17 protein-coding genes are annotated in these 20,404 nt (G+C 42.2%); 15 read left to right on the top strand and 2 right to left on the bottom strand.

All coding sequences use genetic code 11. The features are described from left to right. Positions 1-197: 197 nt before the first annotated feature. A complete protein-coding gene (locus tag BQ7394_RS11440; RefSeq protein ID WP_075557556.1) occupies positions 198-1,064 on the top strand; it encodes a DUF3737 family protein in 867 nt (288 codons plus the stop codon). After that, a complete protein-coding gene (locus BQ7394_RS11435) occupies positions 1,061-2,218 on the top strand; it encodes a MalY/PatB family protein (RefSeq protein WP_075557555.1) in 1,158 nt (385 codons plus the stop codon). Before BQ7394_RS11440 ends, BQ7394_RS11435 begins: the two co-directional genes overlap by 4 nt. Here BQ7394_RS11435 and bla read toward each other — a convergent pair. Next, entirely contained in the window at positions 2,215-3,117 is a 903-nt protein-coding gene (bla, locus tag BQ7394_RS11430; protein WP_075557554.1) for a class A beta-lactamase, subclass A2, read from the bottom strand. The two genes, BQ7394_RS11435 and bla, sit on opposite strands and share 4 nt — an antisense overlap. Before the next feature lie 20 nt (positions 3,118-3,137). Continuing rightward, positions 3,138-4,055, bottom strand: a complete 918-nt coding sequence (locus tag BQ7394_RS11425; protein WP_075559990.1) for a helix-turn-helix domain-containing protein — start codon at positions 4,053-4,055, stop codon at positions 3,138-3,140. 781 nt (positions 4,056-4,836) lie between these two features. On the opposite strand from BQ7394_RS11425, the gene BQ7394_RS11420 reads away from it, so the two are divergent. From BQ7394_RS11420 to BQ7394_RS11360, 13 genes are all read left to right on the top strand, one after another. After that, positions 4,837-7,173, top strand: a complete 2,337-nt coding sequence (locus BQ7394_RS11420; protein ID WP_075557553.1) for an ATP-dependent helicase — start codon at positions 4,837-4,839, stop codon at positions 7,171-7,173. A gap of 213 nt (positions 7,174-7,386) precedes the next feature. Further along, positions 7,387-8,526, top strand: coding sequence for a carboxynorspermidine decarboxylase (gene nspC, locus BQ7394_RS11415; protein ID WP_075557552.1), 1,140 nt, complete (start codon positions 7,387-7,389; stop codon positions 8,524-8,526). Between the two features lie 111 nt (positions 8,527-8,637). Continuing rightward, positions 8,638-9,591 (top strand): signal recognition particle-docking protein FtsY, encoded by a 954-nt coding sequence (gene ftsY / locus BQ7394_RS11410; RefSeq protein WP_075557551.1) that lies wholly within the window; start codon positions 8,638-8,640, stop codon positions 9,589-9,591. Between the two features lie 134 nt (positions 9,592-9,725). After that, positions 9,726-11,024, top strand: coding sequence for a 30S ribosomal protein S12 methylthiotransferase RimO (gene rimO / locus BQ7394_RS11405; protein WP_075557550.1), 1,299 nt, complete (start codon positions 9,726-9,728; stop codon positions 11,022-11,024). Between the two features lie 77 nt (positions 11,025-11,101). Then, a complete protein-coding gene (locus BQ7394_RS11400; protein ID WP_075559989.1) occupies positions 11,102-11,392 on the top strand; it encodes an HU family DNA-binding protein in 291 nt (96 codons plus the stop codon). Further along, positions 11,385-12,629: an HU family DNA-binding protein gene (locus BQ7394_RS11395; RefSeq protein WP_075557549.1), complete on the top strand. Its 1,245-nt coding sequence runs from the start codon at positions 11,385-11,387 to the stop codon at positions 12,627-12,629. The genes BQ7394_RS11400 and BQ7394_RS11395 overlap by 8 nt, the downstream gene beginning before the upstream one ends. A 155-nt stretch (positions 12,630-12,784) precedes the next feature. Next, a complete protein-coding gene (locus tag BQ7394_RS11390) occupies positions 12,785-13,780 on the top strand; it encodes an AAA family ATPase (RefSeq protein WP_075557548.1) in 996 nt (331 codons plus the stop codon). 127 nt (positions 13,781-13,907) lie between these two features. Then, on the top strand, positions 13,908-14,777 hold the full coding sequence (locus BQ7394_RS11385) for a DUF58 domain-containing protein (protein WP_075557547.1): 870 nt from the start codon (positions 13,908-13,910) through the stop codon (positions 14,775-14,777). A gap of 2 nt (positions 14,778-14,779) precedes the next feature. Further along, complete coding sequence (locus BQ7394_RS11380) at positions 14,780-15,778, top strand: hypothetical protein (RefSeq protein WP_075557546.1); 999 nt, start codon at positions 14,780-14,782, stop codon at positions 15,776-15,778. 1 nt (position 15,779) lies between these two features. Beyond that, complete coding sequence (locus BQ7394_RS11375; protein ID WP_075557545.1) at positions 15,780-16,766, top strand: vWA domain-containing protein; 987 nt, start codon at positions 15,780-15,782, stop codon at positions 16,764-16,766. A 12-nt stretch (positions 16,767-16,778) separates the two neighbouring features. Continuing rightward, complete coding sequence (locus BQ7394_RS11370; protein ID WP_075557544.1) at positions 16,779-17,795, top strand: vWA domain-containing protein; 1,017 nt, start codon at positions 16,779-16,781, stop codon at positions 17,793-17,795. Positions 17,796-17,808: 13 nt separating this feature from the next. Further along, a complete protein-coding gene (locus BQ7394_RS11365; RefSeq protein WP_210436531.1) occupies positions 17,809-18,555 on the top strand; it encodes a tetratricopeptide repeat protein in 747 nt (248 codons plus the stop codon). A gap of 34 nt (positions 18,556-18,589) precedes the next feature. Continuing rightward, positions 18,590-20,404: a BatD family protein gene (locus BQ7394_RS11360; protein WP_075559988.1), complete on the top strand. Its 1,815-nt coding sequence runs from the start codon at positions 18,590-18,592 to the stop codon at positions 20,402-20,404.

Raw genomic sequence — 20,404 nt, 5'->3', positions numbered from 1 at the left:
ACTGTTAGTGTTTGTCTTCTTATTATGGGGATTATTTATGTCAGAAGAAAGCGATTTCTTTAATATGTATTGTAACCTTTTCCGGAGAACTTGAGAGAACACAATCTGTAATTTGGGTTATATTACCCGTAATTCGTCTACAAATAATCTCTTTGTGACCAGCTACTTTTGTAACATGAAAAATAATTAATTAAATTATGGAAATTATTAAGAACAAAGAGTATGAAGGCGAACGTCCTTTATTTGCTGCACACGATTTACAACTGGAAAATGTAACGATTCATACTGGCGAATCTGCTTTAAAAGAATGCAGTAATATCATTGCGGTAAACTGCCGTTTCGAGGGTAAATATCCCTTTTGGCATAATGATGGTTTTATCGTGAAGAATTGCCTTTTTACCGATGGTGCACGCGCTGCCCTGTGGTATTCACGGAACCTGCAAATGAGTGACACTATTGTGGAAGCTCCGAAGATGTTCCGTGATATGGATGGGATCAAGTTAGAGAATGTGCGACTATCCAATGCGTTGGAAACGTTCTGGCATTGCCGTAACGTAGAACTGAAGAATGTACAGATCGATAAAGCAGATTACCTGTTTATGCACGGAGAGAATATCCATATTGAGAATTACAGTCAGAATGGAAACTATTCATTCCAGTATTGTAAGAATGTAGAAATCCGTAATGCCGTTATCAATTCGAAAGATGCTTTCTGGAACACTGAAAATGTGACCGTGTATGATTCCGAACTGACCGGTGAATATCTGGGATGGCACTCACGCAACTTACGCTTGGTAAATTGCAAGATATCCGGGACACAAGCCCTTTGCTATGCACATGACCTGGTAATGGAGAACTGTACAATGGCGGATGATGCTGATCTCTGTTTTGAATATAGCAGTGTGCAGGCAACTATTAATAGCCCGATACATAGTGTGAAGAATCCGCGTACCGGACGTATCACGGCTGAATATTACAATGAAATCATCATCGATGAAAACATCCTGAAGCCGGCAAACTGTGAACTGAAACTGTGGGATAACGTAACTTGCTTCAATCAATGAAATACAATTTTGACGAGTTGATTCCCCGTCGCAGAAGTAACTCCTATAAATGGGATACGGCGAAAGAAGAGGATGTCCTGCCCATGTGGGTAGCCGATATGGATTTCCGTACGGCTCCCTGTGTGGTTGATGCATTGCGCAGGCGGGTGGAACATGGTATTTTCGGTTATACCAAAGTGCCGGCCGCTTATTATGAAGCTGTAACGAACTGGTTTATGAGACAGCATGGTTGGCTAATAGAGGAAGACTGGATTATTTATACTTCAGGGGTAGTTCCGGCCTTGTCTGCCGTAATCAAAGCACTCACCCTGCCGGGTGACCGTGTATTGGTGCAGACACCGGTTTATAATTGCTTTTTCTCCTCTATTCGAAATAACGGTTGCGAAGTGGTCGTCAGTCCTCTTCTTTATATCGATGGAACTTACCGGATTGATTTCGAAGGTTTGGAAAGAGAAGCCTCCGACCCAAAAGTCAAATTATTACTTTTATGTAACCCGCATAATCCGGCAGGCAGGGTTTGGACTCGGGAGGAACTGACGTGTATCGGCGAGATTTGTTTTCGGAATGACGTATTGGTTGTCGCCGATGAGATTCATTGCGAATTGGTTTTTCCGGGGCATACTTATACACCTTTTGCCTCCATTTCGAAAGACTTCCTGATGAATTCCGTTACCTGCATTTCACCGAGTAAGGCATTCAACCTGGCGGGATTACAGATAGCAAACATTATTTCAGCTAATGAATATGTACGTATGAAAATAGACAAGGCCATCAATGCCAACGAGGTCTGCGATGTGAATCCTTTTGGTGTTGAAGCCTTGATAGCTGCTTACAATGAGGGCGAAGAATGGCTGGAAGAACTTAAACAATACCTGCTGGATAATTACAATTATCTGAAAAGATATTTTGAAAAGTATCTTCCCCATTTGAAAGTTTTACCATTGGAAGGCACTTATCTGGTTTGGGTAGATTGTTCTGCCCTGAAACAATCTTCAGAAGAAATTGTGAAAGCTTTGCTGGATAAGGAAAAGCTGTTGGTAAATGACGGGAATATGTATGGTGAAGCTGGTAAAGATTTTATCCGCATCAACATCGCTTGTCCGAGAGCACTTCTGATCGATGGTTTGGGCAGGCTTAAGCGTGTACTGAATTAGTTATAAGACTCAGTAAAATATTTATAAATCACCTCAGATATAGAGGCTATGATCTTTGCATTTGTTTCCATGCTCTCATTCGAATCTTTGATGAATACAGCAACAGTGTATCTGCTTCCATTCGGGAGCAGAACAAAACCGATATCGTTTGTTCCAATGAATTGTCCCTTTGCATTCAGATCACTAGTACCGGTTTTGTGTCCTATCACTGCGTCTGTTTTTAATAATGGCTGGGGGAGACGGTCTTTTCCGGTTTCACATTCGATCATGATGTTTTTGAGGAATTCCTGATATTCATCTTTAAATAATGGCCGGGTAAGTAGAATTTCTAATAAACGGGTAGCCTCTAATGGTGTACTCCAGTTCAGGTAGCAAGCAGATAAATCCTGATGCATATCATCTTCGGTGATTACAATGGAGAATTGCTGTATACCTAATGAGCGGATATATTTGTCCGCAACTGAAGGACCGCCTATATATTTGAATAAGACGTCGCAGGCAATATTGTCACTTAGCTGAATAATGTATTTCAAAAGCTCGCTGATCGGAAGGGAAATATTGCCCTGGGGATATTTATCGCGTAACGGACTGTAAGTGTTTTCAATTATATCCTCTTTCTCAATCCGTATTGGGGTATCGAGAGGTAGATTATTTTGCTGCAGGTAATTGAGTACCGCCAATGCCTGATGAAACTTGAATACACTCATCATCGGATACGGGTCTTCATTATTAATGGTAACAGTATCTTTACCATTTAATATGATACCTACACCTATCCGGGCTTTTTTATCTTTGATAATTTCCTGAATATTGGCTTTTAATTGCTCTGATTGTGCTTGTAAACCAGTTAGGCAACAGAGGCTGCAAAGAGCGAAAAGAATAATACGTATGTGTTTCATAAATATAAAATGAATAACTTTTATACCGCAAGGCTTTCTTTTATTTCCAACTGATAAGCTCTTCCTCTGTCGGTCGTTATTTTCAGATTGCTGTTATCCTCCACCAACGGACGCAAGCGGCGGATCAAAGTGTTCAGCGTTTCGTCGGCATTGTCTTTACCCGGCCATAGCGTATCACAGATATCTACTCTGGGCAGGATATGAGAGGAGGAAAGGAAAAACATTTCCATGATTTTGTATTGTTGCGGGGTAAGTTTCAATTTCTCCCGGTCTTCTTTATAGAAGCAGGCATGGCGACAAGAGAATGTAAGGTTACCGAAAACCAGTGTTTTCTCTTCTTGTGGCAGACTTGTGCTTCTGCGACGAAATAAAAAGAAAGAAAGGGCACCGGACAGGATAGCAGCTATCAGCAGTACTAAAGGAGTCCGTTTATCTGTAAGTGCCAGAATATCCTTAGTCGAATAATTGATATATCCTTGAAAAGAGATTCCTAATTCTTCCTGTGATGCTTCGGGGAGATTCAGATTAGCGCTCAGCCAGATAACGGTATCGCTTGCCAGGTAATTCTGTGTCTGATCTTTTTCAGGAGTTACGTATGCAATAGATTTATCCGTCGCTTTCTTATTTTTTACGTGAACGATAATACCGCTTTTCTCTTTCAGTTGCTCAAACTTCAATGCTTCGGCAAAATCTTTATTATAACTCTCGATAGAAACCGGATTTCCGAAAAGGGTAGACAAGCGTGAATAAGTCTTGAGTGTATCCTGATTCATCCATTGTTCGGAATTTTGCATAATGGTCTGCTGCAATGCCTGGTTCAGATCCGAAACGATTGCTTTCTGTGTTTCCGAATAATTGTGAAAGCCGAAACTGAATGATAGTACAAGCATGCAGGCTGTAAAAATAACCGATAGATTTGCTGCTAACCGTGTGTTCATCGTTTTTCTTTTATTAACGCCCGAAGATAAGAATTTATTGTAATCCGGACCGGTAACAATCGCATCTATTTTCATGAAATTCGTTAAATAACGAATTGTCATACAAATGTCAGATAAATATCAGACTATCACTCTATCACTTATTCGTTATAGGCTTTGTTTTTTAAGCCAAAAAAGCGTGATAGTTACTTCTTTTATCTATCACTCATCTATCACGCAACTATCACTATCTCGTTTTGAAACAACCAGGTCTGAATCTATTTTATAAAAGTATATGACTTATTTTCAATGGAATATGGACTTATGTTGTCCGACACCCGGGTGTCGATATTATACAGACCCGGGTGTGAGAATCGTTGAGACCCAGGTGTAAACAGTGTTAAGATGGGCATCTCAAGCACAAGAAGTAAGCATTCCTGCATGAAAAGTAATAGACCTACGGGAAAAATGTATATAGTAAAATACAATAATTGTATAGATACAGAGGTTCAAGCCTAAATAATACTGAAAGGATCAAGGAAAACAAAACAACTGTAATAAGTAAAAGTGTGATAGTGTCGTGATAGATGAGTGATAGATAAAAAAGGCGACTATCATGCCTTTTAGGCTTGAAAAACAAAACCTGTGGCTAATAAGTGATAGAGTGGTAGTAGATATTCAATTTTATATTAGTAAAAAATCGAACTTTCAGAAGTAAGTGTTGTTGCTGCCAAACCCGACGATCTGGAGTGTTCGGATAAATAAAAATTAGTACCTTTGTATTCCTAAAAAGAGAAGGTACGTGGAAGAATATCTGGATCAACTGAATGAGAGTCAGCGCGAAGCTGTTATATATAACGAGGGTCCGTCGCTGGTGATTGCCGGCGCCGGTTCCGGTAAGACAAGAGTACTTACTTATAAGATTGCTTATCTGGTACATCTGGGGTTGGCACCTCAAAGCATTCTGGCACTTACTTTTACCAATAAAGCGGCACGTGAAATGAAAGAACGTATTGCCAAGATAACCGGTGACCAGACGGCACGCCGGTTGTGGATGGGAACGTTCCACTCGATCTTCTCACGTATCCTTCGCTATGAAGCAGAACATATCGGTTATCCTTCCAATTTCACTATTTACGATGCTGCCGATTCGAAAAGTTTATTGAAGGCTATTATCAAAGAGATGCAGCTGGATGACAAAGTGTATCGTATCGGAATGATACAAAGCCGTATTTCGAATGCTAAGAATGCACTGGTTACCTGGAAGGCTTACGAGCAGTCCAAGGAGTTGATGCAACACGATATAGATTCGAAAGTCCCTTTGTTGCGTGAAATATATAAGCGTTATCAGAATCGTTGCCTACAGGCAGGAGCGATGGATTTCGACGATTTGTTGCTTCAGACGAATATCCTGTTCCGCGATCATCCGCAGGTATTGGATAAATACCGTAGCTTTTTTCAGTTCGTATTGGTCGACGAGTATCAGGATACCAATTTTGCCCAGCATTTGATCGTCCAGAAGCTTTGTGAGCAACACCGCCGTATTTGTGTGGTGGGAGATGATGCTCAGAGCATCTACTCTTTCCGCGGAGCCAATATCGATAATATCCTGCAATTCAAAAATCAATATCCGGGTTGCCGTATCTTTAAACTGGAACGAAATTATCGTTCTACACAGAATATTGTGAATGCAGCAAACAGCTTGATCCATAAAAATAAAGAACAGATATTCAAGAATGTGTATTCGGAGAAAGAACAGGGAAATAAGGTCCGTGTTTCTTCTTCCTATTCGGATTATGAAGAAGGATACGCTGTGGCCGCTATGATCAATGAAATGCGGATGCGCAAAGATTATGATTATTCTGAATTCGCCATCCTGTACCGGACAAATGCCCAGTCTCGTATTTTGGAAGAGGCGCTTCGCAAAAGAGGAATACCTTATAAGATATACGGCGGTCTGTCTTTCTATCAGCGTAAAGAGGTGAAAGATATTATCTCTTATCTGCGTTTGATTGTTAATCCGCATGATGAAGAAGCTTTTAAGCGGGTTATCAATTATCCTACACGTGGTATCGGCGATACCACTGTCGGCAAATTGGTTAGTGCTGCTACTGAAAATAATGTCAGCCTCTGGACGGTATTGAATGCTCCCATCGATTACGGTTTGCAGATCAATAGCGGTACAGCCAAAAGATTAAGTGATTTCCGCGAAATGATCGAACGTTTCATTGAACAGAATACTCGTTTGTCTGCCGAAGAAATGGCTGCTATGGTAGTCAAGGAGAGTGGAATTGTCAGTACACTTTTTCAGGATCGTTCGGTGGAAGGGATCAGTAAACAGGAAAACTTACAAGAGTTACTGAAAGGTATTGCAGAGTTTTGTGAACTCCGTCGCGAAGAAGGAATAGAACAAGTGTCTCTCGCAGACTTCCTTTCTGAAGTTTCCCTGTTGACGGATCAGGATAATGATAAAGATGAACAAGCTAATAAAGTCACTATGATGACTGTTCATGCTGCCAAAGGATTGGAGTTCAGGAATGTTTTTGTGGTAGGCCTGGAAGAAGATCTGTTCCCTTCGCAAATGGCGAAAGATAATCCTCGTGCAGTGGAGGAGGAGCGCCGGTTGTTTTATGTTGCGATTACCCGTGCCGAAGAGAATTGCGTCCTGACCTATGCCAAGAGCCGTTTTCGGAACGGACAGAGTGCCATGTGTTCCCCCAGTCGTTTCCTGAAAGATATCGATGTCCAGTTCCTGGAACTTCCGACAGATACGTCGTCAGATACTTTTGCTGCGGCTCGCGAACAGTTCCAGCGTCCGGCATTTGCATCTCCTTTCCAGCAACCACGGGCAGTAGAAAAAGAGGAGCCCTCTTTTGTTTCTCCTGTTGCCCAGGCCGCGCAACGTCAACGTCTTACAAAGGTGGAAACAGCAACTTCGGCTCCGGCCACGTCTGCAACACCTTCATCCGACCTTTCCGGTTTATCTGTCGGGGCTAAGGTTCGGCACGATCGTTTCGGTGAAGGCGAGGTTATAGCTATCGAGGGAGATGGAGGCAATGCCAAAGCAACGGTGGCATTCACTCACTTCGGACAAAAACAATTATTATTGAAGTTTGCCCGCTTAACAATAGTAAAATAGGCCTCACATTTTAGATTTAAAGGAATAGGTTTTACCTTTCCCTGATGTAAGCTTGCTGATAGACTGGCAGTTACGGTGAAGGTTAAGGTCTCACATGAGGAAAAGTGTAAAATTGTCGGCCGCCAACACATGTCATTCTTTCCTCCCTGCTAATACTGGGATATTCTGAATATAACATTATCTTTGCAATTTATTTATGAATAAAGAAACTAGATGATCGATTTCAACGTAATACCATCTCCATGCTATGTGATGGAAGAGAAGCTACTCCGTAACAACCTGGCTCTTATCAAGAGCGTAAAGGAACGGGCCGGAGTGAATATTATTCTTGCTTTTAAAGCCTTTGCCCTGTGGAAATCTTTTCCTATCGTCCGCGAATATATACCCTATTCGACTGCCAGTTCGAAATTTGAAGCTCAGTTGGCTTTCGAGGAAATGGGAAGTCCGGCACATACTTATTCGCCGGCTTATACGGAAGCTGATTTTCCTGCTATACTAAAGTACAGTAGTCATATCACATTTAATTCATTATCGCAGTTTGAGCGTTTTTATCCAATGGTACAAGCAGACGGGAATCGTATCTCGTGCGGCTTACGTATTAACCCGGAGTATTCGGATGTTGAAACCGATTTGTATAATCCTTGTGCACCCGGTTCGCGGATGGGAATCATTGCCGATCTGTTAGGTGACAAATTGCCGGAAGGGGTAGAAGGGCTGCATTTCCATACGTTATGTGAGTCTACTTCATTTGATCTGGAGAAAACATTATCGGAAGTCGAGAAACGCTTCGGCCGTTTTTTACCGCATATCAAATGGCTGAATATGGGAGGCGGACATTTGATGACACGTAAAGGATACGATACGGAACATCTGATAGCTTTACTTCAATCATTCAAGGCTAAGTATCCTAATTTAGAGGTTATTATGGAGCCTGGAAGCGCTTTTGCCTGGCAAACGGGATTCCTGTTGACTACTGTGGTAGATATCGTAGAAAATCATGGGATAAAAACAGCCATTATAGATGCTTCATTTACCTGTCATATGCCGGATTGCCTGGAAATGCCTTATAAGCCGGTTATTCGTAATGCAACCGACAGGGTGGAAGGAAAGCCGACTTACCGTATTGGGGGAAATAGCTGCCTGAGTGGTGATTATATGGGGGATTGGTCGTTTGACGAACCTCTGAAAGTCGGTGATAAGATCATTTTTGAAGATATGATTCATTATACCATCGTGAAGACTTCGATGTTTAACGGGATACCGCATCCATCACTGGCTCTCTGGAGTAAAGACGATGAATTGGTACTTTATCGGACGTTCGGCTACGAAGACTATAAAGGAAGAAACGGCTGAGTTGACAGATGTTTTTAAATAACTTTCCACTGCCAACTGTCAACTGTCAACTAAAAAAGTTGTAACTTAGCAGCCTCATTCTAAGCAGAAATAAATTAAGCGGATTAATATATGGGTATTTTTAGCTTTTTCAGTAAAGAAAAAAAAGAGACTTTAGACAAAGGGTTATCTAAGACAAAAGAAAATGTATTTTCTAAACTTACCAGGGCTATTGCCGGAAAGAGTAAGGTTGATGATGAAGTATTGGATAACCTGGAAGAGGTACTTATTACTTCCGATGTCGGTGTAGATACTACGTTGAAGATCATCGAACGTATCGAAAAGCGTGTAGCCCGGGATAAGTACGTCACTACTCAGGAACTCACCACCTTGTTGCGTGACGAGATTGCGACATTACTTACCGAAAACAACACGGAAGATGCTGAAAGCTTTATTGTCCCGGAAGATAAGAAGCCCTATGTTATCATGGTTGTCGGTGTGAACGGAGTAGGTAAAACAACAACGATCGGTAAACTGGCATATCAATTCAAGAAAGCCGGTAAAAATGTTTACCTGGGTGCTGCCGATACATTCCGTGCAGCTGCAGTGGAGCAGTTGGTGATCTGGAGTGAACGTGTAGGTGTTCCCATCGTAAAGCAGAAAATGGGTTCCGACCCGGCTTCTGTGGCGTTCGACACACTTAGTTCTGCCAAGGCAAATGATGCCGACGTTGTAATTATCGATACAGCCGGTCGTTTGCATAATAAAATAAACCTGATGAATGAACTTACCAAGATAAAGAACGTGATGAAAAAGGTTATTCCTGATGCTCCTCACGAAGTTTTGCTGGTATTGGACGGTTCAACAGGACAGAATGCCTTTGAACAAGCTAAACAATTTACTGCAGCTACCGAAGTGAATGCATTGGCTGTCACGAAATTGGATGGAACAGCTAAAGGTGGTGTGGTGATCGGTATTTCCGACCATTTCCGTATTCCGGTAAAATATATCGGTTTGGGTGAAGGTATTGAAGATTTGCAGGTCTTTAACAAGAAGGAATTTGTAAATTCATTATTTGGAGAATAATATTTAAGAGTAACTTTTCCCCTCTTGAGAGGGGGCAGGGTGTGTGTGATTATAGCGTGTTTGATACTGATTTTACACACCCCCTTCCCCCTCTCAAGAGGGGAATTAGTTACTCTTTGTTCGTAATAGATAAGATGAGAAAAAATAAAGTAGATATTATCACGCTGGGCTGTTCGAAAAACCTGGTTGACTCGGAGCAGTTGATGCGTCAGTTTGTCGCAAACGGTTATACAGTTGAACATGACCCACATAAGATAAACGGAGAGATCGTTGTGGTAAATACCTGCGGTTTTATCGGTGATGCCCAGGAAGAATCGATCAATATGATCCTGGAATTGGGTGAAGCTAAGAAGAAAGGAAAGATCGGTCAATTATATGTGATGGGATGTCTTACCGAGCGTTTCTTGGAAGAAATGAAGCAGGAGTTACCCGAAGTAGACCATTTTTACGGAAAGTTCAACTGGAAGGAACTCATATCCGATATCGGCAAATCCTATCATCGTGAATTAGCTTCCGACCGTGTGTTGACCACCCCGAAACATTATGCTTTCCTAAAAATTGCAGAAGGATGTAATCGTATCTGTTCCTATTGCGCCATTCCTATTAGTACCGGGCACTATCAATCCATCCCGATGGAACAGATAGAAGAGGAGGTACGTCTGCTTGTTGCACAAGGTGTAAAGGAATTTCAGGTTATCGCCCAAGATCTGACTTATTACGGGTTGGATATATATAAAAGATATGCATTACCCGAACTGGTTGAACGTATTTCGGATATCCCCGGAGTAGAATGGATTCGTTTGCATTATGGCTATCCTTCCCATTTCCCTTATGATCTGTTGCGGGTGATGCGTGAGCGTGATAATGTTTGTAAATATCTGGATATCGCTTTGCAACATATCAGCGACAATATGTTACAGAAGATGCGTCGTAATATCACGAAGGAAGAAACATACGCATTGATTGAACGTATCCGGAAAGAAGTTCCGGGCATCCATCTCCGAACGACATTAATGGTGGGACATCCGGGTGAAACGGAGCAGGACTTCGAGGAATTGGTCGAATTTGTAAAGAAAGCGCGTTTCGAACGTATGGGTGCTTTTGCTTACAGTCATGAAGAAGGAACTTATTCATTCAAGAATTATACGGATGATATCTCCGATGAAGTTAAACAGGAACGTTTAGACTACCTGATGCGGATACAAGAAAGGATCTCTAACGAGATAAATGAGGCCAAAGTAGGCCAAACCTTTAAAATTATAATCGACCGGGAGGAAGAAGATTGTTATATCGGACGTACCGAATTCGACTCTCCGGAGGTCGATCCGGAAGTTGTTGTTTTTAAACAACTATCGCTAAATCCAGGAGAGTTTTATAACGTAATTATCGAAGAATCACAGGCTTTTGACCTTTACGGAAAAGTGTTTCTTTGATATAAAAACCATTAATAAGTTTGTCTGTTTACAAAAAAATAACTAATATCGCTGCTGAATCTATTGATGAGGTAAGTATGAAAAACAAGGAGCTAATAACAGAGTTGTCTGCAAAACTGGGGTGGACTGCACAGGAAGTAACCGAAATGCTGTCTGCTTTTAGCTCTGTGGTTGGTTCGAAGCTGGTAGATAATGATGCTATTTATTTGCAAGGATTAGGCCTGTTTGAGATAAAGAAGAAGGCAGAACGCATCTCTGTCAATCCGGCAAATGGAAAACGTTATCTGGTACCTCCCAAGCTCGTTCCGGTATTTAAACCGGGAGCTACCATCAAATCTAAACTAAAAGAATTAAGCGACAATGAATAGTCGGCTGACAATACAAGATCTGGCTGCTTTATTAGCCGAACGTACAGGAAAGGACAGGAGCAGTGCTGAACTGTTTCTAAGAGAATTTATTGCAATCGTATCAAAAGGTGTCTTTACCGATAAGATAGCTAAAGTGAAGGGACTTGGTTCCTTTAAAGTTGTTTTGGTAGAGAAACGGGAAAGTATTCATGTGAATACAGGAGAACGCTTTTTGATTCCGGCACATTATAAGTTCTCTTTTCTTCCTGATAAGGAGTTGCGCGAATTAGTAAATAAGCCATTTTCATTCTTTGAAACGACCGAGTTGAATGAAAACGTAGATTTTACAGATCTGGATGTGTCAGCGGAGATAGAAGAGAAAGAAGCCGAAGATGAATCGGTAGAGGATATTATCCCGGAAAACACTTCACCTGTTGAAGAGCCGGAAGTACTACCTGCTCCGGAAAACACAGATGAAAAAGAGGAAGAAATAGCTGAGTCATCAGAAGTGCCGGAATCGTCAGAAGAGGAAATTATACCGGAAGAGATTAAATCAGAAGAAATACAGTCGGAAGATACTTCGGATGCTGAGCCGGAGCCACCATTCGAAAGCAAGCCTTCACCATCTGAAATAGTAGAGCCTATTGCGGAAAAACCGGTAGAAGAACCTATGCCGATTCCTTTGGCTAATGGTTTCTCGGATACCGATTATCAGTTTGAAGATGAAGAACCGTCTACTTCTCCTTGGATAAAATGGGTTGTGGCGGCTGGCATTGTTGGCATCATTGTTGCCGGTAGTACATTGCTGTATCTTAACCGGAGTTTTTTCTTAGGACCTGAAATACCGACGAAAGCGTTAACTGGTAGATCTTTACCCGATCAGGCAGTTGCTTCGGTCGATACACTTCAGGAACCAGAACTTAATACAGAAATCGAGGAAGACAAAGATACTATTACAGCTGAATTACCTGCAATAGCTCCCGAAGCACCGGCAGAAACCCCGGAGGTGTTGGCAACAGTAAAAATAGAAACAGGTAGCCGCTTGACCCTGATCTCACTGGAGTATTATGGCAGCAAAATATTCTGGGTCTATCTGTATGATTATAATAAGGCAGTGATTAAAGATCCTAATAACATCCCGGTTGGCACTGAGATTCAGGTACCTGCTCCGAGGTTGTATGGTATCGATAAACATAGTCGTGCTTCAATAGACAAAGCTGCTGCACGCCAGACGGAAATACTGGCTGGAAATTTGTAACAAAACTCCACTCTTTTAAGTAAAATAAAACAAAATAGTTGTTGTTGGGTTAGTATTATTTAACTGCAAAAGTGAAGAATACGAATTTAACATTTCTAATTTTGTGCAGCTATAAAAACAAGCAAGAATCAATAACAATATAAATAAGAAAATCTATGAGTCAGACAGTAGACATTCGTGAGTTGAACGAGCGAATTGAGAGTAAAAGTTCGTTTGTAAACATGATTACGATGGGGATGGACCAGGTAATTGTTGGACAAAAGCATTTGGTGGAATCATTATTGATTGGTCTGCTTTCCGACGGGCATATCCTGCTGGAAGGGGTTCCCGGATTGGCAAAGACGCTTGCCATTAAAACGTTGGCGTCGCTGATCGATGCCAAATACAGTCGTATACAGTTTACCCCGGACTTACTGCCGGCCGATGTGATCGGTACAATGATTTACAGTCAGAAAAGCGAAGAATTTCAGGTAAAACAAGGCCCGGTCTTCGCTAATTTTGTGTTGGCGGATGAAATAAACCGTGCTCCGGCTAAAGTTCAGAGTGCTCTTTTGGAAGCCATGCAGGAACGTCAGGTGACAATCAGTGAAAATACTTATAAATTGCCGGAACCTTTCCTGGTTATGGCAACCCAGAATCCGATCGAGCAGGAAGGTACTTATCCGCTGCCTGAAGCACAGGTCGACCGTTTCATGTTGAAGGTGATTATCAACTATCCGAAGAAAGAAGAAGAAAAGTTGATCATCCGTCAGAATATCTCAGGCGTGAAACCGGATATCAAACCGATCCTGACAAAGAATGAAATACTGGAAGCCCGCAAAGTGGTTCGTGAAGTCTATCTGGACGAAAAGATCGAACGTTATATCGTCGACATCGTATTTGCAACCCGTTTCCCGCAGGAACATGGACTGGCAAACTTGTCGAACATGATCGCTTTCGGTGCATCTCCCCGTGCTTCCATCAACCTGGCACTGGCTGCCCGCGCTTATGCATTTATCAAACGCAGAGGCTATGTGATCCCGGAAGATATCCGTGCCGTATGCCACGACGTGATGCGTCACCGTATTGGTCTGAGCTATGAAGCGGAAGCAAACAACCTGACCTCCGAAGAGGTGATCAGTGAAATCCTTAATAAGGTAGAAGTGCCTTAATTTTAATCCCATCCGAGAGGAAATAAAATTCCTTCCGAATGCAATTGACTTTTCTCCCGGAAGGAATACTTTTTCCGGTCGGAAGAAATAATCCAGGAATAGTGATTAAAAAATTAAAAGGATTACGATGGAAACAAGTGAACTATTAAAAAAAGTTCGTCGAATTGAGATAAAGACTCGCGGCTTGTCTCGCAATATTTTTGCGGGACAATACCATTCGGCTTTCAAGGGCCGTGGTATGGCGTTTAGCGAAGTGCGCGAGTATCAATACGGCGACGATATCCGCGATATCGACTGGAACGTGACCGCCCGCTACGTACGCCCTTATATAAAGGTGTTCGAAGAAGAGCGCGAACTGACCGTGATGTTGCTGATCGACGTATCCGGCAGTAGAGACTTTGGTTCCGTGAACGTAATGAAGAAAGAGGTTATTACGGAGATTGCAGCTACACTGGCGTTTTCTGCCATACAGAATAACGATAAGATCGGTGTGGTTTTCTTCTCTGATAAGATCGAGAAATTTATTCCGCCTCAGAAGGGGAAAAAACATATTCTTTATATCATTCGCGAACTGATCGACTTCCAGCCTCAGGATACGAAGACCGATGTCAGCCAGGTATTGAAATTTCTGACTAACGCCATAAAGAAACGTTGTACGACCTTCCTGATATCCGACTTTATCGATAAAGGTGGTTTTAAAGATGCGCTGACAATAGCCAACCGTAAACACGATGTTGTGGCTATCCAGGTGTACGATCGTCGTGAGACAGAACTGCCGTCAGTCGGATTAATGAAAGTGAAGGATGCAGAAACTGGAGCAGAACGTTGGATCGACAGTTCTTCGGCCCGTGTACGCGAGGCTTATAAAGAATGGTGGGATCGCAGGCAGGCTGCCATGAACGATTCGTTCAAGAAATGCCGGGTCGACTCCGTTTCTATTCGTACGGAAGATGATTATGTGAAAGCTCTGATTGCTCTTTTTGATAAACGTAATTAAGCATGCAAAAGAAATTTATAAATAAAAGCTTTCTGTTCCTTCTCCTGTTTTTGCTGGCAGGAGGGAAGATGTTTGCGCAGCAGACCTTAATCGATGTAAAGGTCGATTCTGCTGCCATTCTGATCGGAGAACAGACTGTTTTACATTTGACGGTTACGACAGATAAGGATAAGCCGGTTCAGATCGTGATACCGGGCGACACACTGATGCGTGGGGTAGAGGTGCTCGAACTTTCGAAGGCCGATTCGTCAGTGATCGAGAATGACCGCCTGTTGATCAAGCAGGATATTCTGGTCACTTCTTTCGACTCTTCACTGTATCTGTTGCCCCCGTTCAAAGTGATAGACGGAGTAGATACTATTTATTCGAACCAGATTGCGTTGAAAGTGTCGACCATTCCTGTGAATGTAGACAAACCGGAAGAGTTCTATGATATAAAAGATATCTGGAAACCGCCTTTCGTGCTGGCTGATTATTATCCGATAATCTACGGCATTTTACTGGCTCTTTTCCTGATCTGTGTGATTGCATACATTATCAAGCGCTTGCGTAACAAACAATCCCTTATTCCGTTTAAGAAACCGGAACCCAAGCTTCCGCCTCACGAACAGGCTATTAAGGAATTGGATGAGATCAAACAGCAGAAGCTGTGGCAGCAGGGTCGTAATAAAGAGTATTACACATTGATCACGGAAACATTGCGTCGCTATATCGTAGAACGTTTCGATATCAACGCAATGGAAATGACTTCCGGTGAAATTCTTGATATTATCCGTAAGCAACATGACGCTGATTCCGTATTTGAAAATCTGAAACAAATATTGAATTTGTCCGATTATGTGAAGTTCGCGAAGATGAACCCGCTACCGGATGAAAACGACCTGAGTTTGATGAATGCCTATCTCTTCATCAACCAGACTAAGATTGAAGAAGTTGTAACTCCGGAAACAGAAGAGAAAGAGGCAACTGATACTAACGATTCAAATATAACAAAAGAATAAAATGGTATTTGCAAATCCTACATATCTGTATTTGTTATTGCTGCTTATCCCGATGATAGGATGGTATATCTGGAAGCTCTGTAAAAGTCAGGCAAGTTTGCAGGTATCATCTTCGGAAGCATTCGATGCACCGGGAACAACTTCCTGGAAGGTGTATCTGAGGCATGTCCCTTTTATCCTGAGAATGGCGGCAGTAGCAGTACTTATTATTATACTGGCACGTCCGCAGTCTACAAACAGTTGGCAGAATACTTCTACGGAAGGTATTGATATTGTGATGGCAATGGATATCTCGAGTAGTATGTTGGCACAGGACCTGAAGCCGAACCGTTTGGAAGCATCCAAAGATGTGGCCGCTTCTTTCATCAATGGCCGTCCTAACGATAATATCGGACTGGTTGTATTTGCGGCTGAGAGTTTTACGCAGTGTCCGCTTACTACCGACCATACTGTATTGTTGAATCTCTTTAAGGATGTTCAGCCGGGTATTATCCAGGATGGAACAGCAATTGGTTTGGGACTAGCCAATGCGGTGAGCCGTATTAAAGACAGCCAGGCCAAATCGAAAGTGATCATTCTGCTTACCGACGGTGTGAACAATGCCGGTGAAATTGCCCCTGTTACGGCAGCCGAAATTGCCAAGACATTCGGTATCCGCGTGTATGCAATCGGTGTAGGGACAAAGGGCATGGCTCCTTATCCTTTCCAGACAGCATTCGGTATACAATACCAGGATGTTCCTGTCGAGATCGACGAGCCGACATTAAAGCAGATCGCGGCAACAACCGGCGGACAGTATTTCCGTGCAACGGATAATACCAGCCTGAAGGAGATTTATTCAGAGATCGACAAAATGGAAAAGACCAAGATCAGCGTACAGCAATACAGCAAGAAACAGGAAGAATATAAGAACTGGGCTCTGTTGTTATTCGCGTTGCTTCTGGTTGAGATTTTATTGAGAAATACATTGTTAAGAAATATACCGTAAATATAAAGGCTTATGTTTCGTTTTGCACATCCGGACTTTTTGTACTTGCTTTTTATCCTTCCGGTACTTATTGCATTCTATGTGTATGCAATGATCCTGAAGAAAAAAGCAATAAAGAAATATGGTAATCCCGAATTGCTGGCAGAGTTGATGCCGGAGGTATCTCCGAAACGCCAGCATCTGAAGTTTTGGCTATTGTTCGGAGCCATTACAATGGTTATCTTTGTTATTGCGGGGCCGCAATTTGGTTCTAAACTGGAAACCGTAAAACGTCAGGGCGTCGAAATAATGGTTTGTCTGGACGTCTCTAATTCGATGTTGGCCGAAGATGTTTCGCCCAACCGTTTGGATAAGGCAAAACAGATGTTGTCGAAACTGACGGATGGATTTAAAGATGACAAGATGGGGCTGATCGTTTTTGCAGGTGATGCATTTACCCAGTTACCGATCACTTCCGATTATATTTCGGCGAAGATGTTCTTGTCATCCATCAACCCGTCGATGGTTTCGACCCAGGGTACGGCTATCGGTTCTGCTATTAATTTGGCTATGCGCTCGTTTACTCCGAGCGAAACATCGGATAAGACGATTATCCTGATAACTGACGGTGAGAACCATGAGGGCGATGCCGTAAAAGCGGCTGCCGCTGCTGCGGAAAAAAATATTCATGTCAACATTGTCGGTATGGGTGACCCTAAAGGTTCGCCTATTCCGGTAGGAGCAAACAACTATATGAAGGATAAAGACGGCAACGTCGTTATCACCAAGTTGAGCGAAGAAATGTGTCAAGAGATTGCTGCAGCAGGACATGGTATGTATGTCCGTGCCGACAACACGAACTCTGCATTGAAAGCATTGCAGACGGAGATAGAGAAGATGAATAAGTCGGAATTAGACAGTAAAGTATATTCCGAATATAACGAACAATTTCAGACTTTGGCATGGATCGCACTGATCCTGCTGATTGCTGACTTCCTTACATTAGACAGGAAGAACCGTATTTTCAGAAAAGTAAAATTGTTCTCTTAATTCTATGGATAAGATGAGACGTATACGAAAATCAATGATATGGATGGGAGCGCTTCTGTTTTGCTCAGGAGCTGTATTTGCCCAGAAAGCTGAGCGTAAAAATGTACGTGCGGGTAATAAGTTGTACACCGAGGAAAAATTTACCGAATCGGAAATCGCTTACCGCAAAAGCCTGGAAGTAAATCCCCGTTCCGTTGAAGGTACTTACAATTTAGGAAACTCTTTATATAAGCAGAAGAAGTTTCCGGAAGCTGCTGAGCAATATCAATTGTTGACTGGTCAGGCAGAAAAGATGGTTGAAACCGAAGAGGGAAGAGCCCGTCTTGCCAGCGTGTTCCATAACTTGGGAGATATCAGTATGCAGAGCAAGGAATATCAGAAGAGTGTAGAAGCATTTAAACAATCCTTGCGCCTGAATCCGAAAGATGACGAGACGCGTTATAATCTGGCTTTGGCCCAGAAGTTGCTGGAAAATCAACAAAACGAAAACCAGGATCAAAATCAGGATCAGCAGAACCAGGATAAAAAAGAAGATCAGGAAAATAAAGACGATCAGCAGCAACAGCAACAACAGCAGCAGCAAGACGACAAGAAAGAAGATAAGACTCAGCAGGAACAGCAACAGAACGAACAGATGAGTCAGGATAATGCGCAGCAAATGTTGGATGCCTTCCTACAAGATGAAAAGAATACACAGGAAAAGGTAAAGAAGGCTCAGGCTGAACAACAACAACGTCGTAAGACAGATAAAGAATGGTAATTTGGATACTGAAAACAGAAAAAACAACAATATAATGAGAAGATTAGCTTTCTTATTCGTTCTCTTTCTCACAGCAGGAGTGATGTCAAAGGCCGCCAGTAACGTGACCTTCAAGGCTGTTGCTCCGAATGCTGTCGTGATGGGGCAACAATTCAGATTAGCGTATACAGTAAACGCAGAGGCGAAAGCCAGTGACTTGCGTGTGCCGGAACTTCCGGATTTTGATGTACTGATGGGACCTTCTTTGGCTACAAGTTCAAGTACTCAGATTATTAATGGAAATGTATCATCAGAAGTCGCTTATACATTTACTTATATTCTGATGCCGAAGAAAGAGGGTACATTTAATATCGAACCGGCTTCAATCAAGGTAAAAGGTGCCAATTATACATCCAATGCATTAGCGATTAAAGTGCTTCCGCCGGATAAGGCAGCCGAAGCGGATGGTGGAAATGGCGGACAGGCTGCTTCTATCGGTAAGGATGATTATTTCGTAAGGATGGAAGTTTCCAATCGGAATGTATACGAACAGGAAGGTTTCCTGGTATCATTTAAGTTGTACGCTGCCCGAATGTGTAATATAACGAGTGTCAAATTTCCTGAATTTGAAGGTTTCTTGGCGCAGGAGATAGAACAACCGGATCCACAATGGTCGCAGGATCATTACAACGGTCGCAACTATTTTACAGTTGTAATGAAACAGACGGTTCTTTATCCGCAACGTGCAGGTAAAATTACCATAGAGAGCGGTAAATTCGATGCAGTAATCAGTGTCCCGACACAACGGAAAGTACGTAGTATTTTTGATGAATTCAGGGATATGTATGATAATGTACAGAAGACGCTGGTGTCGAATCCTGCAACGATCGATGTGAAACCGTTGCCATCCGGTAAACCGGCTTCATTCTCCGGTGCGGTTGGTAATTTCAACATGACGTCCGATATCAATTCGACAAACGTAAAAACGAATGATGCTGTTACCATTAAGTTAAAGATCTCAGGTAATGGAAATATCAAACTGATCAAAAATCCGGAAGTTATTTTCCCTAATGATTTTGATATTTTCGACCCGAAGGTAGAGACGGATACCAAGACAACGGAAGCTGGCGTGAGCGGAAGCAAAACGATTGAATACATGGCTATTCCCCGTTATGCAGGTGATTTCGAAATACCGGCTATTTCTTTCTCTTATTTCGATCCGAAGTCAGGAACTTATAAGACTCTGAAATCCGAAACTTATAAACTGCATGTAGAACAAGGTAAAGAAGGAAGCGGTTCTTCTCCGGCTGTATCTAATTTCAGTAATCGGGAAAGTGTGAAATATCTGGGTAAGGATATCCGCTACCTGAAAGTGAAGGACTTTAACTTCATTGCCAATAACGATATTTTCTTCGGCTCTTTTATGTATTACATGTGTTACATCGTACCGGGTATATTGTTTATCGTTTTCTTCTTTATCTATCGCAAGCAGGTAAAAGAAAACTCTAATATAGCGTTGGTTAGAACTAAGAAAGCGAACAAGATTGCCGTAAGGAGATTGAAAAATGCCGGCAAGCTGATGAAGGAAAACAAAAAGGAAGAATTCTACGATGAAGTTCTCCGCGCTTTATGGGGCTATTTGAGTGATAAGCTGAATATCCCGCAGGCTAGTCTTACTAAAGACAATGTGGAAACCGAACTGTCGAAATATGGTGTAGACGATACGCTGACGAATGAGTTTATGGATATCCTGAATACTTGTGAGTTTGCCCGTTATGCTCCGGCACAGGCTTCAGATGCTATGGATAAATTATATGAATTAACCGTAGACGCCATTGGTAAGATGGAGAATACAATAAAAAAACAATAA

This window comes from Parabacteroides timonensis, assembly GCF_900128505.1.
Classification (GTDB): Bacteria; Bacteroidota; Bacteroidia; order Bacteroidales; family Tannerellaceae; genus Parabacteroides; species Parabacteroides timonensis.
Note: the sequence above shows the minus strand (reverse complement) of the source record. Positions and strands in the feature narration are given on the sequence as shown.

What these genes read in the sequence shown, in the direction of transcription:
- BQ7394_RS11440 (WP_075557556.1), top strand. Translation starts at nt 198, where the DNA reads ATGGAAATTATTAAGAACAAAGAGTATGAAGGCGAACGTCCTTTATTT.
- BQ7394_RS11435 (WP_075557555.1), top strand. Translation starts at nt 1,061, where the DNA reads ATGAAATACAATTTTGACGAGTTGATTCCCCGTCGCAGAAGTAACTCC.
- bla (WP_075557554.1), bottom strand. Translation starts at nt 3,117, where the DNA reads ATGAAACACATACGTATTATTCTTTTCGCTCTTTGCAGCCTCTGTTGC.
- BQ7394_RS11425 (WP_075559990.1), bottom strand. Translation starts at nt 4,055, where the DNA reads ATGAACACACGGTTAGCAGCAAATCTATCGGTTATTTTTACAGCCTGC.
- nspC (WP_075557552.1), top strand. Translation starts at nt 7,387, where the DNA reads ATGATCGATTTCAACGTAATACCATCTCCATGCTATGTGATGGAAGAG.
- ftsY (WP_075557551.1), top strand. Translation starts at nt 8,638, where the DNA reads ATGGGTATTTTTAGCTTTTTCAGTAAAGAAAAAAAAGAGACTTTAGAC.
- rimO (WP_075557550.1), top strand. Translation starts at nt 9,726, where the DNA reads ATGAGAAAAAATAAAGTAGATATTATCACGCTGGGCTGTTCGAAAAAC.
- BQ7394_RS11400 (WP_075559989.1), top strand. Translation starts at nt 11,102, where the DNA reads ATGAAAAACAAGGAGCTAATAACAGAGTTGTCTGCAAAACTGGGGTGG.
- BQ7394_RS11395 (WP_075557549.1), top strand. Translation starts at nt 11,385, where the DNA reads ATGAATAGTCGGCTGACAATACAAGATCTGGCTGCTTTATTAGCCGAA.
- BQ7394_RS11390 (WP_075557548.1), top strand. Translation starts at nt 12,785, where the DNA reads ATGAGTCAGACAGTAGACATTCGTGAGTTGAACGAGCGAATTGAGAGT.
- BQ7394_RS11385 (WP_075557547.1), top strand. Translation starts at nt 13,908, where the DNA reads ATGGAAACAAGTGAACTATTAAAAAAAGTTCGTCGAATTGAGATAAAG.
- BQ7394_RS11380 (WP_075557546.1), top strand. Translation starts at nt 14,780, where the DNA reads ATGCAAAAGAAATTTATAAATAAAAGCTTTCTGTTCCTTCTCCTGTTT.
- BQ7394_RS11375 (WP_075557545.1), top strand. Translation starts at nt 15,780, where the DNA reads ATGGTATTTGCAAATCCTACATATCTGTATTTGTTATTGCTGCTTATC.
- BQ7394_RS11370 (WP_075557544.1), top strand. Translation starts at nt 16,779, where the DNA reads ATGTTTCGTTTTGCACATCCGGACTTTTTGTACTTGCTTTTTATCCTT.
- BQ7394_RS11365 (WP_210436531.1), top strand. Translation starts at nt 17,809, where the DNA reads ATGAGACGTATACGAAAATCAATGATATGGATGGGAGCGCTTCTGTTT.
- BQ7394_RS11360 (WP_075559988.1), top strand. Translation starts at nt 18,590, where the DNA reads ATGAGAAGATTAGCTTTCTTATTCGTTCTCTTTCTCACAGCAGGAGTG.